This window comes from Alteriqipengyuania abyssalis, assembly GCF_019857185.1.
In the GTDB taxonomy this organism is placed as follows: Bacteria; Pseudomonadota; Alphaproteobacteria; order Sphingomonadales; family Sphingomonadaceae; genus Alteriqipengyuania; species Alteriqipengyuania abyssalis.
Genome location: NZ_JAHWXP010000002.1, coordinates 845,664 through 860,800, shown reverse-complemented (window position 1 = coordinate 860,800; position 15,137 = coordinate 845,664). Strand labels below are relative to the sequence as shown.

16 protein-coding genes are annotated in these 15,137 nt (G+C 65.8%); 8 read left to right on the top strand and 8 right to left on the bottom strand.

The window, feature by feature from the left end; genetic code table 11:
• Window positions 1–22: 22 nt before the first annotated feature.
• Complete coding sequence (locus KYN89_RS09355; RefSeq protein ID WP_222824788.1) at window positions 23–412, top strand: VanZ family protein; 390 nt, start codon at window positions 23–25, stop codon at window positions 410–412.
• Between the two features lie 10 nt (window positions 413–422).
• Here KYN89_RS09355 and KYN89_RS09350 read toward each other — a convergent pair whose 3' ends face one another.
• The 3 genes from KYN89_RS09350 to glmU are packed head-to-tail and all read right to left on the bottom strand — an operon-like array spanning window position 423 to window position 2,687.
• A complete protein-coding gene (locus KYN89_RS09350) occupies window positions 423–725 on the bottom strand; it encodes an HNH endonuclease (RefSeq protein ID WP_346727227.1) in 303 nt (100 codons plus the stop codon).
• Window positions 715–1,326, bottom strand: a complete 612-nt coding sequence (locus KYN89_RS09345) for a hypothetical protein (protein WP_222824927.1) — start codon at window positions 1,324–1,326, stop codon at window positions 715–717. The genes KYN89_RS09350 and KYN89_RS09345 overlap by 11 nt, the downstream gene beginning before the upstream one ends.
• Window positions 1,327–1,331: 5 nt before the next feature.
• Window positions 1,332–2,687: a bifunctional UDP-N-acetylglucosamine diphosphorylase/glucosamine-1-phosphate N-acetyltransferase GlmU gene (glmU, locus tag KYN89_RS09340; protein ID WP_222824787.1), complete on the bottom strand. Its 1,356-nt coding sequence runs from the start codon at window positions 2,685–2,687 to the stop codon at window positions 1,332–1,334.
• Between the two features lie 60 nt (window positions 2,688–2,747).
• Between glmU and KYN89_RS09335 the strand changes: the two genes are divergently transcribed.
• The 5 genes from KYN89_RS09335 to KYN89_RS09315 all read left to right on the top strand — a co-directional run bounded on the left by KYN89_RS09335 (window position 2,748) and on the right by KYN89_RS09315 (window position 8,883).
• Window positions 2,748–3,437 carry an HAD family hydrolase gene (locus KYN89_RS09335; RefSeq protein WP_222824786.1) on the top strand — a complete coding sequence of 230 codons (690 nt, stop codon included), beginning with the start codon at window positions 2,748–2,750 and terminating at the stop codon, window positions 3,435–3,437.
• A 123-nt stretch (window positions 3,438–3,560) separates the two neighbouring features.
• Window positions 3,561–5,714: a prolyl oligopeptidase family serine peptidase gene (locus KYN89_RS09330; protein WP_222824785.1), complete on the top strand. Its 2,154-nt coding sequence runs from the start codon at window positions 3,561–3,563 to the stop codon at window positions 5,712–5,714.
• Window positions 5,715–5,860: 146 nt separating this feature from the next.
• Window positions 5,861–6,790 (top strand): SDR family NAD(P)-dependent oxidoreductase, encoded by a 930-nt coding sequence (locus KYN89_RS09325; protein WP_054523637.1) that lies wholly within the window; start codon window positions 5,861–5,863, stop codon window positions 6,788–6,790.
• Window positions 6,791–6,940: 150 nt separating this feature from the next.
• Window positions 6,941–7,609: a DUF4328 domain-containing protein gene (locus KYN89_RS09320; RefSeq protein WP_222824784.1), complete on the top strand. Its 669-nt coding sequence runs from the start codon at window positions 6,941–6,943 to the stop codon at window positions 7,607–7,609.
• Window positions 7,610–7,725: 116 nt separating this feature from the next.
• On the top strand, window positions 7,726–8,883 hold the full coding sequence (locus tag KYN89_RS09315; protein WP_222824783.1) for a hypothetical protein: 1,158 nt from the start codon (window positions 7,726–7,728) through the stop codon (window positions 8,881–8,883).
• A 64-nt stretch (window positions 8,884–8,947) separates the two neighbouring features.
• On the opposite strand, the gene KYN89_RS09310 is transcribed toward KYN89_RS09315, so the two are convergent.
• Genes KYN89_RS09310 through KYN89_RS09295 form a run of 4 tightly spaced genes read right to left on the bottom strand, consistent with a single transcriptional unit; the run spans window position 8,948 to window position 11,967 of the window.
• Window positions 8,948–9,301, bottom strand: coding sequence for a DUF2794 domain-containing protein (locus KYN89_RS09310; protein WP_010234252.1), 354 nt, complete (start codon window positions 9,299–9,301; stop codon window positions 8,948–8,950).
• On the bottom strand, window positions 9,301–10,026 hold the full coding sequence (epsC, locus tag KYN89_RS09305) for a serine O-acetyltransferase EpsC (RefSeq protein WP_010234249.1): 726 nt from the start codon (window positions 10,024–10,026) through the stop codon (window positions 9,301–9,303). Before epsC ends, KYN89_RS09310 begins: the two co-directional genes overlap by 1 nt.
• Window positions 10,027–10,055: 29 nt before the next feature.
• Window positions 10,056–10,646: a P-loop NTPase family protein gene (locus tag KYN89_RS09300; protein ID WP_222824926.1), complete on the bottom strand. Its 591-nt coding sequence runs from the start codon at window positions 10,644–10,646 to the stop codon at window positions 10,056–10,058.
• A gap of 46 nt (window positions 10,647–10,692) precedes the next feature.
• Window positions 10,693–11,967 (bottom strand): heavy-metal-associated domain-containing protein, encoded by a 1,275-nt coding sequence (locus KYN89_RS09295; RefSeq protein WP_222824782.1) that lies wholly within the window; start codon window positions 11,965–11,967, stop codon window positions 10,693–10,695.
• 72 nt (window positions 11,968–12,039) lie between these two features.
• Here KYN89_RS09295 and purM point away from each other — a divergent pair, with 72 nt between their 5' ends.
• Window positions 12,040–13,137 carry a phosphoribosylformylglycinamidine cyclo-ligase gene (gene purM / locus KYN89_RS09290; protein WP_222824781.1) on the top strand — a complete coding sequence of 366 codons (1,098 nt, stop codon included), beginning with the start codon at window positions 12,040–12,042 and terminating at the stop codon, window positions 13,135–13,137.
• A 21-nt stretch (window positions 13,138–13,158) separates the two neighbouring features.
• Window positions 13,159–14,127, top strand: coding sequence for a phosphoribosylglycinamide formyltransferase (purN, locus tag KYN89_RS09285; protein WP_222824780.1), 969 nt, complete (start codon window positions 13,159–13,161; stop codon window positions 14,125–14,127).
• A 36-nt stretch (window positions 14,128–14,163) separates the two neighbouring features.
• Here the strand turns inward: purN and KYN89_RS09280 are convergent, their stop codons facing one another.
• Entirely contained in the window at window positions 14,164–14,883 is a 720-nt protein-coding gene (locus KYN89_RS09280) for a hypothetical protein (protein WP_222824779.1), read from the bottom strand.
• Window positions 14,884–15,137: the final 254 nt, after the last annotated feature.

The window sequence follows — 15,137 nt, the reverse complement described above, 5'->3', positions numbered from 1 at the left end:
TGTCCCTGCCACGGGTCGCACCATGATCGTCTCCCCCCGCCTTGCCCGCTTCGCGCGGATCGCGCTGGTCGTGGCTGCGATCGGCGCGTTCACGCTGGCCATCCTGCCGACCGCGCCGGGGCCGGAGAACATGAACGACAAGGTCAACCATGCCTTCGCGTTCTTCGTCCTCTCAGGGCTCGCCTATGCCGGCTGGCCCAGGGCGGGCGCGGTGCGAATCTTCGTGCTGCTGACCGCGTTCGGCGGGCTTATCGAGATCGTTCAGGGGCTCGATCTGATCGGTCGCGATGCGGATATCTACGATCTGTTCGCGGACATGGTCGGTATCGTGATCGGCCTCTTCACCGCGCGGCTGGTGCTGCGCTTCGCACCCGAACTGACCGAAGAACTGCGCGAAAAGCTGAGCGACTAGCGTCGCTTCGCTAGCGCGTCGGCGCGTGGAAATCGGGCGGCTTGTCCGCGATCCAGCCGACGAATTTCGCCACCGCCGGATTTTCCTTCAGCCGCTCCGGATCGTCGCCGATCCGGGCCAGCTGCGCATTGGTGAAATTGGCGTGGATCGTGCGGTGGCAAATCGGGTGGACCGGCACGGTGCCCCGCCCCTTCTTCGCCTTGGGCACCGGATGATGCCATTGCAGCCGGGTCGCGATGGGCCGCCCGCACAGCCAGCAGGCGAGCGGGCCATCATCGCGCCCGTTCCGATCTTGGGTGTCGTCAGTCGTAATAGAACAGCTCGTTCGCGACGCCGCCGTAGGAATCGCCCGCCATCACATCGACCGATTCGACCTTGCCGGTGCAATTGCGCTCGGCAATCGGCTTGCCGTCACGCACGACCAGCACGCCATCGGTGAATTCGGGATTGTTCGGCTCGTCCGCCTCGAAATTGGTCCGCACCGTGCGGCTGTAGACGATGTAGCGCACGCCGCCGTTGGCAAACTCGATCTGCGCTTCGCCACCGCCCGAATAGGGCACGCTGGCGAAACGACCGCCGTCCAGCACGATCTCGGGCTTGCCCGAACCGCCGAAACGGTACTGCGCGGTCTTCTGGCCCTGCGCGTTGGTCACGCCACACACAGCGATCCGCTTGGTACCGGCTGCGCAGGAAAACAGCTCCTGCTCGTCCGATGCACAGGCAACCTTCGCCACGGCCGGAGCTTTCTCATCGCCCGACGCATCGGCCTGTGCAGCGTCCTCTTGCGCCTCGGCACCCTCGTCCGCTGCCTTCGCGGGAGCTTCGGCAGTCTCATCCGCGCTCGCCCCGCTGGTTTCTGCAGTAGCATCGCCACAGGCCGCCAGCGCGAGCGCGCCGCAGCCGACCAGAATCATTCGCTTCACTTGGTTTCCCCCCGCTTCTTCTTCTTCATCGTATCGTGGAAACGGTCCGCCCAGCCGGGTTTGATCGACTGCTCGGCCCGCTCCATCCGCAGTTCACCCGGCGCGACATCGCGCGTCACCGTGCTGCCCGCCGCGACGATCGCGTCCGCACCGATGGTGACGGGGGCGACCAGCGCGGAGTTGGAGCCGATGAAGGCCCGCTCCCCGATGGTCGTCTTGTACTTGAAGTAGCCGTCGTAATTGCAGGTGATCGTGCCCGCGCCGATGTTCGCGCCCGCGCCCACTTCGGTATCGCCGAGGTATGTGAGGTGGCTGGCCTTCGCGCCTTCACCCAAGGTCGACTTCTTCATCTCGACGAAATTGCCGACGAAGGCGTCCTTCTCCAGCACCGCACCGGGTCGCAGGCGGGCGTAGGGCCCGACCTGCGCGCCCTCGCCCACGGTGGCCCCCTCCAGGTGGCTGAACGCCTTGATATGCGCGCCATCCGCCACCCGCACGCCGGGGCCGAACACCACGTTGGGGTCGATCGTCACGTCGCGGCCGATCTGCGTGTCATAACTGAAGAACACGGTTTCGGGCGCGCGCAGCGTGGCCCCGTTCGCCATCGCTTCCTCGCGCTTCAGATCCTGCCACTGCGCCTCGGCGCGGGCGAGTTCGGCGCGGCTGTTGATCCCCGCGACCTCGCCCGGATCGCTTGCGGTCACCGCCGCGCAGGTGTCGCCATCGGAGATCGCGATGTTGACGATGTCGGGCAGGTAATACTCGCCCTGCGCATTGTCGTTGCCCACCCGGCGCAGCAGCGCGAACATGTCCTGCGCGCGCGCCGCCATCAGCCCCGAATTGCACAAGCTGCACGCGCGCTCTTCCTCGCTCGCGTCCTTGAATTCGACCATCTTGGAAATGCGGCCGTGTTCGTCGGCGATTACGCGTCCATAGGCCAGCGCGTCTTCCGGTTCGAAGCCCAGCACCACCACCTTGGGCGCATCCTCGGCATGCAGCCGGTCGAGCATTGCGCGCATGGTCTCCCCGCGCACGAAGGGCACGTCGCCATAGAGCACCAGCACATCGCCGGTGAAATCGCCCAGCGGTTCTTCCGCCTGCTGCACCGCGTGGCCCGTGCCCAGCTGCGGCTCCTGCACGCGCGTTTCGGCGTCGTCGCCCAACGCAGCTTCCAGCTGATCGCGGCCCGCACCGACCACCACGACCTTGCGCTTGGGCCCCAGCGTGTCGATCGAGGCCATCAGGTGATGCAGCATCGCCCGCCCCGCAATCGGGTGGAGCACCTTGTGCAGGTCGGACTTCATGCGGGTGCCCTTGCCCGCGGCGAGAATGATGGCTGCGAAATCGGTCATGCGGCAGGCTGTGCCACCATCGGCTTGCAGATTGAAGAAGGTTTCGCCACGCAGACCCGCATGAGCGATTTTCCCTTTGATGCGATAGGCCTCGATCTCGACGGCACGCTACTCGACACCAAGGCAGACCTTGCGGCGGCGGTGAACCACGCGCTGGCAGATGGCGGCTACCAGCAGGTGCCTGCCAAGCAGGTGGAGGGTCTGATCGGCGGCGGCGCGAAGGTGATGCTCGCCCGCGCGATCGAGGCCCAGGGCGGCAGCATGGCGGAGGAAGACTTCCGCCCGCTCTACAAGACGCTGCTGCGGTATTACTCGCAGCACAATGCGGTCCATACGCAGCCCTTCCCCGGAGTGATCGAGACGCTGGACGAGCTGGCCGCGATGGATGTGAAGCTGGCGGTGGTGACCAACAAGTTCGAAGGCTTCGCTGCCGAGATCCTCGAGCAGCTGGGCCTGACCGACCGCTTCGTGACGCTGATCGGCGGGGACAGTCTGGGCAAGGATGCGAACGGCAATTTCCGCGCGAAGCCAGCCGCCGATCCCGTGCTGACCGCGATGGAGCGGTGTGGCGCGCGGCGGCTCGCATTCGTCGGAGACAGCACCTACGACGTGATGGCAGCGCGCGCAGCGGGCGTGCCGGTGGTCGCGGCAGGCTACGGCTATTGCGACAAGCCCGCGCATGATCTGGGCGCGGACGCGGTGATCGACAGCTTCGACGCGCTGATACCTGCGCTGCGCGGGCTCGCCTGACGCGGGTGTGCAATCGACAAACAGACAGCCGCTTCCGTCGAGCGACATTGGCAAGTCTCGCCCCGCGCGGGACAAGTGCCTCACATTCCACTCACTTTCATCCGTTCCAGGGGGAGCCAGCCGATGAAATCCACTTCACTTCGCGCGATCATCGCATCGCTTGCCGTGTCGGTCGCCAGCGCGCCGCTTCTCACCAGTCCGCTTGCCGCGCAGGATACCAACGCCGTGGTTGAACCCGAATTCGAAGCCGAGAACGATCCCTTCATCTGGCTGGAGGAAACCCGCAGCGACCGCGCGCTGAAATGGGTCGAGAACGAGAACGAGAAGACCGTCGCCGCGCTGCAGACCGACCCGCGGTTCGAGGAACTGAAGGCCGAAGCGCTGGCGATCTACGATGCCGAGGACCGCATCCCCGGTGTCTCTTTCACCCCATACGGCCTGGTCAATTTCTGGCAGGACGCGAAAAACCCCAAAGGCATCCTGCGCCGCACCACGCTGGAAAGCTGGCGGACCGACAACCCGGAATGGGAGACCATCCTCGATGTCGACGCGCTTGCTGCGGCAGAGGGCAAGGAATGGGTCTATGGCGGGATGACCTGCCTGCCGCCCGCCGGCACGCATTGCATGGTCTACCTGTCCGATGGCGGCAAGGACGCGAGCATTGCGCGCGAGTTCGACCTCGACACGCTCGACTTCGTGGATGGCGGTTTCGAACTGCCCGAAAGCCAGGGCAGCGCGAGCTGGGTCGATGAAGACACGCTGCTGGTCAGCCGCGATTTCGGCGACGGCACGGTTACCGACAGCTTCTACCCCTTCACCACCCGCGTGTGGAAGCGCGGGACCGCGCTGGAGGATGCGCCGGAAATCTTCCGTGGCGAGAAGAGCGATGTCTCTGCCGGGGCCTACCTGCTGCGCGATGGCGAAGGGACGATCCACGGACGCATGGCCTATCGCGGGGTATCCTTCCACGAGCGCGAATATTTCTACGAGATGGACGGCGAGTGGGTGAAGCTGGACCTGCCCGCCAAGGCCGGCCCCTATGGCATCATCGACGGCCAGATCCTGTTCTCGACCGATGTCGACTGGGAAACACAGGGGCAGACGTTCCCGGCGGACTCGCTGGTCTCCGCCGATCTGGAAGAATGGAAGGCCGATCCCAACGGCGCGACCAAGACGCTGGTGTGGAAGCCCGCCGATCGCCAGACAAAGCGCGGCGCCAGCTCCACCAAAAGCAGCCTCTATGTCAGCATCCTCGACAATGTCCGGGGGCAGGTTCTCAAGTTCGACTATGTCGATGGCGCGTGGACCAGCCAGCGGATCGACCTGCCGGAGAACGCGACCGTCGGCGTGGCAACGGCGTCGGATGAGACCGACCAGATCATGTTCACCTCGACCGACTTCCTGTCGCCGGGCACCTATTACTACGCCGGGAACGGCGTCGATCTGGAAGTGGTCAAGGAAAGCCCCGAGCGGTTCGATGCCGCGGACATGGACATCGAACAGTTCGAGGCGACCAGCCCGGACGGTACCAAAATCCCCTACTTCCTCGTCAAGCCCAAGGGCATGGCGATGGATGGCAGCACCCCGTTGCTGATGGGCGGCTATGGCGGCTTCCAGGTGCCGCGCCTGCCCTCCTATCTCGGCAGCACGGGCAAGATGTGGCTTGAGCGGGGCAATGCCTACGTCCTCGCCAATATTCGTGGCGGTGGCGAGTTCGGGCCGAACTGGCACCAGAGCGCCATTCGCGAGAACAAGCAGCGCACGTGGGACGATTTCATCGCGGTGGGCCGCGATCTTGTCGCACGCGGGATCACCAGCCCGGAGCATCTGGGGGTCGAAGGCGGCTCGCAGGGGGGGCTGCTGGTCGGCACCGCGTTCACCCAGGCACCCGACCTGTTCAACGCCGCGATCGTCCAGATCCCGCTGTTCGACATGCTGCGCTACCAGTATATCGGGCGCGGAGCCTCGTGGATCGGCGAATATGGCGACCCGCGCATTCCCGAACAGCGCGCGTGGATCGAGGGCTATTCCCCCTACCAGAAGCTGCTCGAGCAGAAGGACTACCCGCGCGTGTTCTTCGTCACCTCCACCGCCGACGACCGCACGCACCCCAGCCACGGGCGCAAGGCCGCCGCGCGGATGGCCGCGCAGGGCGACGATTACCTCTATTACGAGGATACCAAGGGCGGCCATTCAGGCGGCGTCGACAACGAACAGCGCGCGACGCTGCGCGCGATGCAGATCGTCTATCTGCTGCAGCAGCTGGCGGACGACTGATCGCCGCAAAATAGCAGGCCGCGCAATGCAGGCGCGGCCTGCCCCTACGGCATGGCGGTCCATCCCGCGCGGTGTTGCCAGAATGGCCGGAACCTGCCACTCCGCAGCCAATTTTCACGTTCTGGAACCCTAGCGGAGAGACACTCATGAGCATCTCGTTCAAAGACAAGGTCGCAATCGTCACCGGTGCAGGCGGGGGCCTTGGCCGCGCCTACGCGCTCGAACTCGGGCGGCGCGGCGCGAAGGTCGTGGTCAACGATCTGGGCGGTTCGCGCGACGGCACCGGTTCGTCCGACGCGGCGGCGCAGGTGGTCGAAGAGATCGAAAAGGCCGGCGGTGAAGCAATGGCCAACGCAGCCTCGGTCACCGAATACGAGCAGATGGAAAAGATGGTCGCCGACGCCAAGCAGAAGTGGGGCGGCGTCCATGTCCTGATCAACAACGCGGGCGTCCTGCGCGACAAGAGCTTCGCCAAGATGGAGCCGGCCGACTTCGAATTCGTGGTCGACGTGCACCTCAACGGATCGGCCAACGCGACCAAGGCCGTTTGGGAGACCATGCGCGAACAGGCCTATGGCCGCATCCTGATGACCGCCAGCTCCACCGGGCTGTTCGGCAATTTCGGCCAGGCCAACTACGGCGCAGCCAAGCTGGGCCTCGCCGGCCTGACCAAGACGCTCCAGATCGAAGGCGCGAAGTACAACATCAAGGTCAACACGCTGGCCCCCGTCGCGGGCACGCGGATGACCGAGGACCTGTTCCCCAAGGAAGCGTTCGAGCTGTTCGCCCCTGAGAACGTGGTGCCCGCCGCGCTCTACCTCGTCAGCGAAGATTCGCCGACCAACGCGATCGTGGGCGCAGGCGCGGGCGGCTTCCACTCGGCATGGGTGGTGATGAACGACGCGGTGTGGCTGCCCGAGGGTGAGCGTACCGTCGAAGGCTTTGCCGAAAACTGGGCCAAGATCAGCGAACAGTCCAACCTCAAGGCCCCGCAGTCGGGTGCCGAGCAGTCGGGCGCGATCCTCGCCGCGATGCAGAAGGTCACCGGCACCGGTCCGGACAGCGCGCGCGGCTAACGCCCGCCGCAGATCCGGCTAAGGTCCGGTCGCCGCCGCGTTTTTTCGATAGCGCGGCGCGACAGGGCAGGATAATTCAGCCCCCGGGGGTCGGGGGAGCGGCCAGTACGGCTCGCTCCGCCCCTCGGGGGCTGATACTTTATGGAAACCATGGAATTTGCCGCGGCCGACGCACAAGCGGAGGCTTCGGACGGCGGCTTTGCGCAGCTGAAATCGCGCGCCCGCAATGCCGGTTACGCGATCATCGCCTATATCGGCATCGCCGCGGTGATGCTGGTGTTCGAAGTGCTCGCGCTGACGGGCCAGGTCGATCTTTATGCGATGACGCCGGAAACGCTCGCGGTCACCTACGGCTTCGCGGCGATCGCCTATCTGGCGATCTTCCTCGTCTCGGTCGTGCTGGTGGGCATGTGGATTTACCGCGCGCACGCCAATCTCAAGGAGCGCGGGATCGAGACCGAGTCCTCGCCCGGAATGGCGGTTGGCTGGTACTTCATCCCCTTCGCCAATCTGATCAAGCCGTTCCAGAACATGCGCGATCTGTGGAACGAGAGCCATCTGGAAAGCGACAGCTACGGCGAGCCTGCGCCGGGCCTCATCAACGCCTGGTGGGCCTGCTGGATCATCGGCAGCATCCTGTCGAATATCAGCGCGCGGATGGAAGGCTATGGCGATGGCAGCAATATGGTGGTCGCCAATGGCATGGGCGCCGTGTCGAGCGTGCTGCTGATCGCATGCGCGATGATGCTGCACCGGATCATCCGCCAGATCACCCACGCGCAGGACACCGCGCTCCACGTCAGCCACGTGTTCGACTAGCACCTGCCCGCATACCTGCACCCGACCAGCGACACACTCGCTCCGTCAGGCTGTATTGACACGCTAACACACTGGTCATAGCCTCCCTTTCCGAACAGGCAGGGGAGGCTTGGCCGGTGTATTCCGAAGAAGACATCAATTCCGCCGTCGCGGCAGGCGCGCTTTCGGAGGATGCTGCGGCAGCCTTCCGTGCGCACATGAGCGAGGTGCGCGGCATTTCGCGCGGGGACGAGGAGAATTTCCGGCTCCTCAACTCCTTCAACGACATCTTCGTCGCGATCGGCATCGCGATCATGCTGTTCGCCGCAGGTGCGATCGGGCAGCAGATCGGCAAGCTGATCGTACCGGTGCAGGCCTGGGACTGGTCGGTCGAGGCCTCCGAGGCCGCATGGGCCGCCTACCAGCAGCAAAGCAGTCTGAGCACCGCGGTATCGGTTGCGATCGCCGCCGGGCTGGTCGCGCTCACCGCGTGGCCGCTGGCCGAGTTCTTCACCCGCAGGCGGCGCATGGCGCTGCCCAGCATCATCCTGCTGCTGGCCTTCGTGGGCGGCGTGTTCATCGGCACGACCGCGCTCGGCGTGGTGCTGGTGGGCACCGAACAGGGCGAACCGCTGGCAGGCTATTTCGTAGCCGGAGCGGGCCTCATCGCCGCGCTCGCTGCGTGGTTGCACTGGCTGCGCTTCAAGGTGCCGATCACGATTGCAGCGGGCGCGGCGGCGCTTTCCGCGACGGCGATCGGGCTGGCGCTGTCGGCGCTCGCGCCACTCGATATCGACAAGGGCGACGTTGCGCTGTGGCTCACCTTCGTCGCTGGGCTAGCGGTGTTCGCCTTCGCGATGCGGTGGGATCTTCAGGACCCGGCGCGCACCACGCGGCGCAGCGATGTCGCCTTCTGGCTCCACCTGCTTGCCGCGCCGATGATCGCACACCCGATCTTCGCCACTCTCGGCGTGGTCGGCGGGTCGGATATCGGGATCGGCAAGGCGATCGCGGTGCTGGCGATCTACATCGTCTTCGGGATCGTCGCGCTGATCGTGGACCGGCGCGCACTGCTGGTTTCGGCGCTGATCTACGTGCTGTTCGCGCTCGCCTTCCTGTTCGACCGCTTCGGCGCGGTGGAACTGACCGTAGCGCTGACCGCGCTTGTGATCGGCTCTGCCCTGCTGACGCTGTCGGCCTTCTGGGCCCCGATCCGGCGCGGCGTGCTGGGCATCGTGCCCGAGGACTGGCGCGAGGCCCTGCCCAGCAGCGAGCGGGTGCTGGCGGCGGCGTAGCGGCCTCTCGTCGGACATCAGAACAAGGCCCGTCATCCCTGTGGATGGCGGGCCTTTTCTACGCCTAGTCCTCGATCGCCTTGACCAGCCGCCGTTCGAGCGGGGCGAGGACACCCGCCAGTTCGTGTCCGCGCTTGAGGATCTGGCCGTGTTCGCCGAACAAAGTCCACATGCCCTGCTTGTTGCGCAAGGAAGGGCGCTTTTCCACGCGCGCCTGCGGGCGTTCGGCGGCGCGGCGGAAGGCGGCGAAGCTGGCCGCATCGCGGCCAAAATCCATCGCGTAATCGCGCCATTCGCCCGCCGCGACCATCCGGCCGTACAGATCGAGAATGCGCATCAGCTCTTCGCGCGCAAAGCCGACCTGGCTAGGCTTCGCGCCGGGGAAAGCGAGTACGGTGCCGCCGGGACCGGCCGCCATCAGCTACCCGATCCGCTGCGCCGCATGGGGTCGCGCTCCGGCGCCCCGGGGGCGGCGCGATCGGCCTTCAGCGCCTCCAGCTCGGCACGCAGAGCGGCGAGTTCCGCCTCCATCGCGTCCGCGCGCCGCTTGCCGACCGTCGACTGGTCTTCGCACGGTTCGTCGCAGGGGGTGCCGTAGGGGATGAACTCGCGCAGCCATTCCTCGGCAGGCACCAGGGTCGATCGCGCCTTCATGCCGATCATCGTCGCGCCCTCTGGCACATCGTCGGTGACGACCGCATTGGCGCCGATCCGCGCGCGCTGGCCGACCGTGATCGGGCCGATCACCTGCGCACCCGAGCCGATGATGGCGTAATCGCTGATCGTCGGGTGCCGCTTGCCCGGCTGCCCGTTGGTCGGGTTGGTCCCGCCCAGCGTCACGCATTGGTAGATCGTCACCCAGTCGCCGATCTCGGCGGTCTCGCCGATCACGGTAAAGCCATGGTCGATGAAGAAGTATTTCCCGATCGTCGCGCCCGGATGGATGTCGATCGCGGTCAGGAAGCGCGAGAAATGGTTTACCAGCCGGGCGAGGAAATAGAGCTTGGCTTCGAACAGCCAGTGCGCGACCCGGTGCAGCCCCAGCGCGAGCACGCCCGGATAGAGCAGCACTTCCCACCGCGACCGTGGCGCGGGGTCCCGCTTCTTAACGGAGTCGAGATAGTCGATCAGACCCACGAGCATCGTGCTTTCAACATTTCACCGTTCCCCGACTAAAGCAAGCGGCCCTGATCGGGACCATATAGGGTTTCGAGCGCATCGCGGCACAGGTTACGCGTCGGGCGGGCCTGTCGTTCCAAAGCGAGACGGTCCAGCACGGCAACGAACCTTTCTGCAGCGGCAAAGCTGCGGGTCATGCGCGGAGCCACATAGGTCAGCGCGTCTTCACCCAGCATCAGCCCGCGGCGCGCCGCATGGCTGACGATCAGGTCCCGCATCATGTCGTCGTCGGGCTGGCCGATTTCAAGCGCCAGAGCCGCGCCCAGCCGCGATCTGAGGTCTGGCAGTGCGATCTCCCACGGGGCCTTTTCGGGGATCAGCAGCAGCGCGGTGCCCTCTTCCTGCGCGCGGTTCCAGCGGTGGAACAGCGCGGTTTCCTCCATCGCGTCGGCCGGATCGATCGTCTCGCCCAGCCCGGCATGGGCGAACCAGCGCCCCAGCAGCGATTTGCCCGAGCGCGGCTCGCCTCGCAAAATCGCGGTCCGGAAGGGCCAACGCTCCGGCTCGCGCAGCGCCTCGACCACTGGCAGATTGGCGGAGCCGATCACGATGCTGGCCGGGTCGCCCTCTTGCGCCGGAGGCAAGGGGAGCGCGAACTGGGAAGAGGGGCGCGACACCTAACGGCCCCGACTAGCGACTGATATTGAGCGAATTGCCCGCGCGCTGCACGTTGTAGCCGCGCTGCGCCAGCGCGCCGACCAGCTCTTCGATCGTGCCCTCGTAGGTCACGCTCAACACCGAGGTGCCGCCGATCGCGGCGCTGCCGATCGAGGCTCCGCGCACGCCCGGCGTCCCGCGCACGGTGTTCAGGCCCGCTTCGAAGCTTGCCGCATCGGGGGTGGGGAAATTGATGAACAGGTTGATGATGCTCGGCGCGTCGCCGCCCGCCGCCGCATCGGCCTGCGCGGCATTGGCATCGGCGACGTTCTCTTCCTCAGTCGCGGCGCGATTGCGCGCAGCTTCCGCCTGGGCGAGGATCGCGCGGCTCTGTTCGATCAGGCGGGCGATGTCGCGGTCCATCATCCCGCTGCTGCGGCCCAGCGTCTTGTCCGGGCGAATCGTGCCATCGGCCAGCGCCTTGACGAACATCTCGTCGAACCGCTCGACCGCGCGGTTCAGCATCGCGGGCAGTTCGCGCGGCGAGTTCGCGCGCAGGGAGAAGCTGCCGAGATATTCGTCGTCGGGCCCGTGACGCGCCACGAAACGCCCTTCGACCGGGCCGCCGGGATAGACATAATGCAACTGCGCGATCGGCACGAGGACGTCGGCCGCGCCGAACTGGTCGAGAATGGTCGCCCACCAGTTGCGGCTGCGGCGGCCGGTCTGGCCATAGGTCAGCAACAGCGATTCGCCCGCCTGCCCTGCGGGCCGCACATAATCGACCCGGCTCGCGCCCGGCTGATACTCGGCCCAGGCGCGCTGCCACGGATTGGCCTGTTCGTACATCAGCTCGGTCCCCGCGCTGACCGTCACCGGCAGCAGCAGGATCGGTGCGGAGCGCTGCGTCTCGCCCGAACGCCCGAGATAGCCCGCCGCGCGCTGGCGATCGAAGGTCACGCCCAGCGTGGCGACATAGCGCTTCGGCCCGGTTTCCTCGTGCTGGATCACGATCGCGGAGACGAGGCCCTGCAGCTGGCTATCGGAAATGTCGGGTCCGCCCAGCTTTTCCCACGCCTTGCGCTGCGCTTCCTGCCAGCCCTTCTGGCGCGCTTCCTCGGGATTATCGGCGGTCACGTTGACCTCGATCCCGCCGACATTGATGTCGGTGCTGACCATCAGCGGCGCGATTCCCCGATCGCCCTCGACCTGCGCGTTTACCCAGCCACCATACAGCGCGGCCCCAAGCCCGCAGAGGGCGAGACAGGCGATGGCGATGCGCGCGAAAGGGGAAGCCGGAAGGGTCATCGGGGAAACTCGTGGGCCTTTTGCCCAAGTGGCGATGGATTTCCAAGCGCGAAAGCGTAAGACGGGGCCGCAATGACCGACCCAGAAAAAAGCTACACCTACGAAGGTGCCGGAGTATCGATCGCGGCAGGCAATGCGCTGGTCAAGGCGATCGGCCCACTGGTACGCGCAACCGCCCGGCCCGGCGCGGATGCCGAACTCGGCGGATTCGGCGCGTTCTTCGATCCCAAGGCGGCCGGGTTCAAGGACCCCTTGCTGGTCGCCGCGAACGACGGCGTCGGCACCAAGCTGAAGCTGGCGATCGATCACGACCGGCACGATAGCGTCGGCATCGATCTGGTCGCAATGTGCGTCAACGATCTGATCGTGCAGGGCGCGGAGCCGCTGTTCTTCCTCGACTATTTCGCGACCGGCAAGCTGGAAAGCGGCGTTGCGGAGCGCGTGATCGCGGGCATCGCGGAGGGCTGCAAGCAGGCGGGCTGCGCACTCATCGGCGGCGAAACCGCGGAAATGCCCGGCATGTATTCGCCCGGCGACTATGATCTGGCAGGCTTCTGCGTCGGCGCGGTCGAGCGCGGGGCACAGCTGACCGGAGAGAGAATCGCTCCGGGCCATGTGCTGATCGGCCTCGCCAGTTCGGGTGTGCATTCCAACGGCTTCTCGCTGGTCCGGCGGCTGGCGGAGGACAAGGGCTGGAAGATGGACCGTCCCGCCCTGTTCGATCAGGACAGGCTGCTGGTCGATCACCTGATGGAGCCGACGCGGATCTATGTCGGCAGCCTGCTGCCGCTGATCCGCGACGGCCTGATCGACGGGCTGGCGCACATCACCGGCGGCGGCCTGCTGGAAAATATCCCGCGCGCGCTGCCCGACGGCACTCGGGCGAAGGTCCACGCGCAGCGCTGGCCGCAGCTGCGGCTGATGGCGTTCCTCCAGTCGCAGGGCAATATCGAGCCCGAGGAACTGGCCCGCACCTTCAACTGCGGCATCGGCATGGTGCTGATGGTGGCCCAGGAGCACGCCGACGCGGTTACGCAGCGGCTTCAGGACGCTGGCGAAACCGTCTTCACCATCGGCGAGGTCGTCGAAGGGACGCGCGGCTGCGATGTCGACGGCACCGCCGGGCTATGGTCGGCGCAGAGCGACTGGGTCGCCCGGCACGATCACTGAGGCCGAGGGGCGCTAAACGTCATGAGCGCTAATCCGTCGCGCGCCAAAGTCGCGGTACTGATCTCGGGCGACGGCACCAACATGGCCGCGCTGCTCTATGCCAGCAGGCAGGGCGCGCCGTTCGAGATCGTGCTGGTCGCCAGCAATGATCCCCACGCAGGCGGCCTCGCGCTGGCCGAGGCGGAGGGCATCGCCACCTTCGCCCTCTCCCACAAGGGCATGAAGCGCGCCGAGCACGATGCCGCGATGGATGCCTCGATTCGCAAAAGCGGCGCGGAATATGTCGCGCTGGCTGGATATATGCGCGTGCTGGACGATGCCATCGTGGAGCGGTGGGAAGGCCGGATGCTCAACATCCACCCCTCGCTGCTGCCCAAGTACAAGGGGCTCGATCCCCATGCCCGTGCGCTGGAGTCTGGCGACGAGCTTGCCGGTGCATCGGTTCACCTCGTGACCACCGAACTGGATGGGGGCGAAGTGCTGGGGCAGGCGGAGGTCGCGGTGATCGGCGGCGACACGCCCGAGACGCTCGCCCACCGCGTGCGGATCGCAGAGCACCAGCTCTACCCGCGCGTGCTGGGCGACTATGTCTCGCGCGCCTATGATCCGGACTGGCTGCTGGGACGTGTACGCAAGCTGGCGATGGAGCTGCCCGAAGCGGAGGCGGCCACCAGCCACGGCTCACCCGGGTTCAAGATCGCCGGCAAGAGCGGCAAGTTCTTCGCCCACTTCGCGGATCGCCACCACGGCGCGCATCAGATCGCGCTGCTCGCGAAAACGAGCGGGCAGGACGAACTCGCCGATCTGGTCGAGCGCGACCCCGAGGTGTTCTTCCGCCCCGCCTATTACCACGCGAGCGGCTGGGTCGGCATCGCGCTCAACCGGCCCGATTGCGACTGGGGCCAGGTGCAGCACTGGCTGGAACGCTCATGGCGCAGCGTCGCGCCCAAGCGGCTCACGAAGCTGATGGATGCGGCGGAGGAGTTTTAGGGCGCATTCGGAAGTCCGATATGGACGCGCATCTGCTCAACCGACAGCAGACCGCCCCTCCACGTCCCGAGAGGCCGGCGAAATCGTACATTGTACGCCAATGATCGAATCCATTTGCACGCGAGATTGCTCGGGAATTGAGATGCCGCCGGTAAACTTCAGGCTATTCTCGACAGCCGCCTGTGATTGCGCCTGCGCATCGCGCGGGCCACAGGTTTCATCGGCCCATCTTGCGCAATAGAGTACGCCTTCGACGCCCCTGCGCCAGCTTTTGCAAAGTTGCGAGCCAACAATGTCTTCGACCTTTTGGCCATTGAAGGGCCTGTCAGGCTCGAATTTATCGCAGACGTATACGCTAGTGCGCTGCCCCTGCGCGTCGACGGCACTCGACAGACGCAGATCGTCACAAAAGCGCGCCTTCGATGCAGAGACGCCATCCGCAAGATCTGGGCCGACATAGGCCCCGGAATCTGCGCAGAACGGCTTCGAGGGAGCTACCTGGCGGTCAGAATCGCTGATGCATTGCGTTGAATGGTCGGGTCCTGTGTCCGCGCATGCCTTCTGCCAATTGGTCCACAGGGCACACGAGGGATTTTCTGACGCGAACCGCGCGAGATCGGCATCGGCTTCCGCCTGGCTCTCATAATATGCGTCCGGCTGAGGCGGTGCCGATCTCGAAGCTGGCTCGCCGATCGAGCATCCCGCGATCGCGACACTCAGCATCGCCCAAGGCGCAATTCTGAATGTCCAAATCATGACTCACCTCTCTGCTCTTCGACCGTAGGCTCGCTTTTGAGGGGTGATGATACATTAACAGGCTCGGTTGGCCCGGCTTAACTTCGTCGAGTGGCTTCCCGTCGCCATCGTCAGAAGTCTGCCGGGTCATCACATCACCGGGCGATTGCTAGAACGAGCAAAGCTGGTACGCAAACCGGACACGCGACGGCGACCCGCCAGCACTCATACAAAAAGGGCCCCGGATCGCTCCGGAGCCCTCTTTTGATTAGTCA